General features: G+C 78.6%; 1 protein-coding gene. It reads left to right on the top strand.

Annotation, left to right across the window (positions count from 1 at the left end):
* Window positions 1-37 precede the first annotated feature (37 nt).
* On the top strand, window positions 38-4,003 hold a 3,966-nt coding region (locus ABZS66_RS60940; protein ID WP_354774038.1), incomplete at its 3' end, for a beta-ketoacyl synthase N-terminal-like domain-containing protein.

Below are 4,003 nucleotides of genomic sequence, written 5' to 3'. Positions count from 1 at the left end.
GACTCCGGCAACTACCTGGTGACCGCGGGGAGCGGACATGCCTGAACCGTCGAGCGTCGCCGCGGTGCTGGGCGCGCGGACCGCCGGAGACGTGCGGCCCGACCGCGCGCTGCGGGAGCTGGGCCTGGACTCGCTGACCGCCGTCGAGCTGCGCAACCGGCTCGCCGCCGACACCGGGCTGCGGCTGCCCACCACCGTCGTGTTCGACCATCCGACCGCGGCGGGCCTGGCCGGGTACCTCGGCGCCCGCCTGCGCGGCGAGGACGCCGGGCACACCGTCGCCGCCGCGGCCGCCCCCAGCACCGACGAGCCCATCGCCGTCGTCGGCATGAGCTGCCGCTACCCGGGCGGCGCCGACACCCCCGAGAACCTCTGGCGGCTCGTGGCCGGCGGCGTCGACGCCACCGGGGACTTCCCCGCCGACCGCGGCTGGGACCTCGAACGACTGCGGGACACCACCCCGGGCCGGGCCGGCACCAGCGACACCGCCCGCGGCGGCTTCCTCGACGGCGCCGCCGCCTTCGACGCCCCGTTCTTCGGCATCGGCCCGCGCGAGGCCACCACCATGGACCCGCAGCAGCGCCTCGCCCTCGAGGGCGCCTGGGAGGCCCTCGAACGGGCCGGCATCGCCCCGCACACGCTGCGCGGCGAACCCGTCGCCGTCTACCTCGGCGCGGTCAGCCAGGACTACGCCGACGTCATCCGGGCCGGCGGCCGCGCCGGGGAGGGTCACCGGGTCACCGGCGCCACCCCCTCGGTCATCTCCGGGCGCGTCGCCTACGCCCTCGGCCTGGAGGGCCCGGCCGTCACCGTCGACACCGCCTGCTCCTCGTCGCTCGTCGCCCTGCACCTCGCCGCCCAGTCGCTGCGCCGCGGCGAGGCCAGCCTCGCGCTCGCCGGCGGCGTGACCGTCATGGCCACCCCGACCGCCTTCGTCGAGTTCAGCCGGCAGGGCGGGCTGGCCCGCGACGGGCGCTGCCGGTCGTTCGCAGCCGCCGCCGACGGCACCGGCTGGGGCGAGGGCATGGGCCTGCTCGTGCTCGAACGGCTCGCCGACGCCCGGCGCAACGGCCACCCAGTACTCGCCCTCGTGCGCGGCAGCGCCGTGAACCAGGACGGCGCCAGCAACGGCCTGTCCGCGCCCAGCGGCCCGGCCCAGCAGCGCGTCATCCGGGCCGCGCTCGCCTCGGCCGGCCTGGCACCGTCCGATGTGGACGCCGTCGAGGCCCACGGCACCGCCACCGTGCTCGGCGACCCCATCGAGGCGGAGGCGCTGCTGGCCACCTATGGCCGCGACCGGCCCGCCGACCGGCCGCTGTGGCTGGGCTCGATCAAGTCGAACATCGGCCACACCCAGGCCGCGGCCGGCGTCGCCGGCATCATCAAGATGGTCCAGGCGCTGCACCACGAGCACATCCCGCCGACCCTGCACGTCGACGCGCCGACCCCGCACGTGGACTGGGACGCCGGCGCGGTGCGGCTGCTCGCCGCGGCCCAGCCGTGGCCGAGGACCGGGCGGCCGCGGCGGGCGGCGGTGTCGTCGTTCGGGATCAGCGGGACCAACGCGCACGTCGTGCTCGAGGCGGTACCGCTGCCGGATCCCGGACCCGTCCCGCTGGACCGGCCGGCCGTGTTCCTGCTCGGCGGCCACGACGAGGGCGCCCGGCAGGCCCAGGCCGGGCGGCTGGCCGGGCACCTGCGCGCGCACCCGGACCTGCCGCTGCCCGCGGTGGCCCGGGCCCTCGCCACGGCCCGCTCGCCGCTGCCGCACCGCGCCGCGATCGTCGCCGACGGCCGCGACGCCCTGCTCGCCGCGCTCGCCGCCGCCGAGGCCGGCACCGAGGCGCCCGGGCTGCACCGCGACGATGCCGCCGAGGGCCGCCTGGCCTACCTGTTCACCGGCCAGGGCAGCCAGCGCGCCGGGATGGCCGCCGGGCTGCACGCCGCGTACCCGGTCTACGCCGCCGCCCTCGACGCCGCGTGCGAGCACCTCGACCCGGTCGTGCGCACGCTGCTGCTGGACCCGGAGACCGGCGTCACCGTCGACCGGACGCAGTACGCCCAGCCGGCGCTCTTCGCCGCCGAGGTGGCCCTGTTCCGGCTCCTGGAGGCGTGGGGCCTGCGCCCGGACTTCCTGCTCGGCCACTCCGTCGGGGAGATCGCCGCCGCGCACGTCGCCGGCGTGCTGTCGCTGCCCGACGCCGGGCGGCTCGTCACCGCCCGCGGCCGGCTCATGCAGGCCCTGCCGCCCGGCGGCGCGATGGCCGCGATCGGCGCCTCCGCGGCCGAGGTCGGGCCGCTCCTCGCCGAGCACGGCGGCCGGGTCGCGCTCGCCGCCGTCAACGGCCCCGGGGCGGTGGTGGTCTCCGGCGACGAGGACGCCGTCGACGCGATCGCCGAGCACCTGCGCGACCTGGGCCGCCGCGCCCGCCGGCTGAGGGTCAGCCACGCGTTCCACTCGCCGCGGATGGACCCGATGCTGGAGCAGTTCCGCGCCGCCCTCGACGGCATCACGTTCAACGCGCCCGCGATCCCGGTCGTCGCCAACGTCACCGGGGAGCCGGCCGCCGAGATCGCCACGCCGGAGTACTGGGTCCGCCACGTCCGGCAGCCGGTGCGCTTCCTCGACGGGATGCGCTGGCTGCACGACCACGGCGTGCGGCACTTCTGCGAGCTCGGGCCCGCGCCCGCCCTCACGGCGCTGGGCCGCGAATGCCTGGACGGCACCGGCGCGCTGCTCGTCGCGACCGGCCCGGAGCCCGCCGCCGTGCTCGGTGCCGCCGCCCGCCTGCACACCGCCGGCGCCGCCGTGGACTGGGCCGCCGTCCTCGGCGCGGCCGAACCCCTGCCGCAGCCGCTGCCCACGTACCCGTTCCAGCGGCAGCGGTACTGGCCGCGCGCGGCGGCCGGCGAGGGCGACGCGGCCGAGCACCCGATGCTCGGTGCCGCCGTCCGCCTCGCCCACGCCGACGAGTGGCTGTTCACCAGCCGGGTGTCGGCGAGCAGCCACCCCTGGCTGGCCGACCACAATGTCGCCGGCACCGTCATCATCCCCGGCACCTCGCTCATCGAGATGGTCCTGGGCGCCGCCCGCCACGCCGGTGCCGAGGGCATCGACGAGCTGGCGTTCCACGCCCCGATCCGGCTCGGCGCGCGCGACAGCGTCCGGCTGCAGGTGCACGTCGCCGCCCCCGGCCCCGACGGCCGCCGCCCGGTCACCGTGCACAGCCGCACCGGGGCGGGCGAGGACGCCCAGGGCTCCCAGGGCGCCTGGGCCCGCAACGCCACCGGCCGCCTGGGTCCGGTACCCGTGCCGACGGACCCGGACCTCGCCGGTGCGTGGCCACCGCCCGGCGCGGTCCCGCTCGGCACCGAGGACCTCTACGAGCGGCTGCGGCGGCTCGGGTACCACTTCGGGCCCGCGTTCCGCAGCCTGCGCGCCGCCTGGCAGCGCGGCGAGGAGACCTTCACCGAGGTCCGGCTGCCCGCGGCCGAGCAGGACGACACCGCCCGCTACGGCCTGCACCCCGCGCTGCTGGACTGCGCCGCCCACCTCGACCTCGAGGCCCGGGCCCGCGAGGCCGAGGCCACGGGTGAGGTGCCGATCCTGTTCTCCGTCGCCGGCGTGCGGCTGGACCGCCCCGGCGCCGGCGCGCTGCGGGCGCGGCTCGCGCCGGCCACCCCCGGCGGCCCGGGCCGGTCGATGAGCCTCGCCGACGAGCGCGGGCGTCCGGTCGCACGCATCGCCGACATGGTGGTGCGCGGCGTCGACCCGCACCGGCTCCGCGACGGGGCCGACGCGCTGTTCCGGCTCGACTGGGAGCCGCTCGACCCGCCCGCCGACCTGCCCGCCGCCCTGGCCGCCGACCCGCCCGCCGTGGCCGTCGTCGGCGACCTCGACGGGCTCGCCGATGCCGTACCGCCGCTGGTCCTGCTCCGCGTCGCCGAACCCGGCCCCGGCGCCGAGCTCCAGCAGCGCGACCCAGCGCAGCGAGGTCGCCCA

This window comes from Dactylosporangium sp. NPDC005572, from assembly GCF_040605515.1.
Taxonomy (GTDB): domain Bacteria; phylum Actinomycetota; class Actinomycetes; order Mycobacteriales; family Micromonosporaceae; genus Dactylosporangium.
Note: the sequence above shows the minus strand (reverse complement) of the source record. Positions and strands in the feature narration are given on the sequence as shown.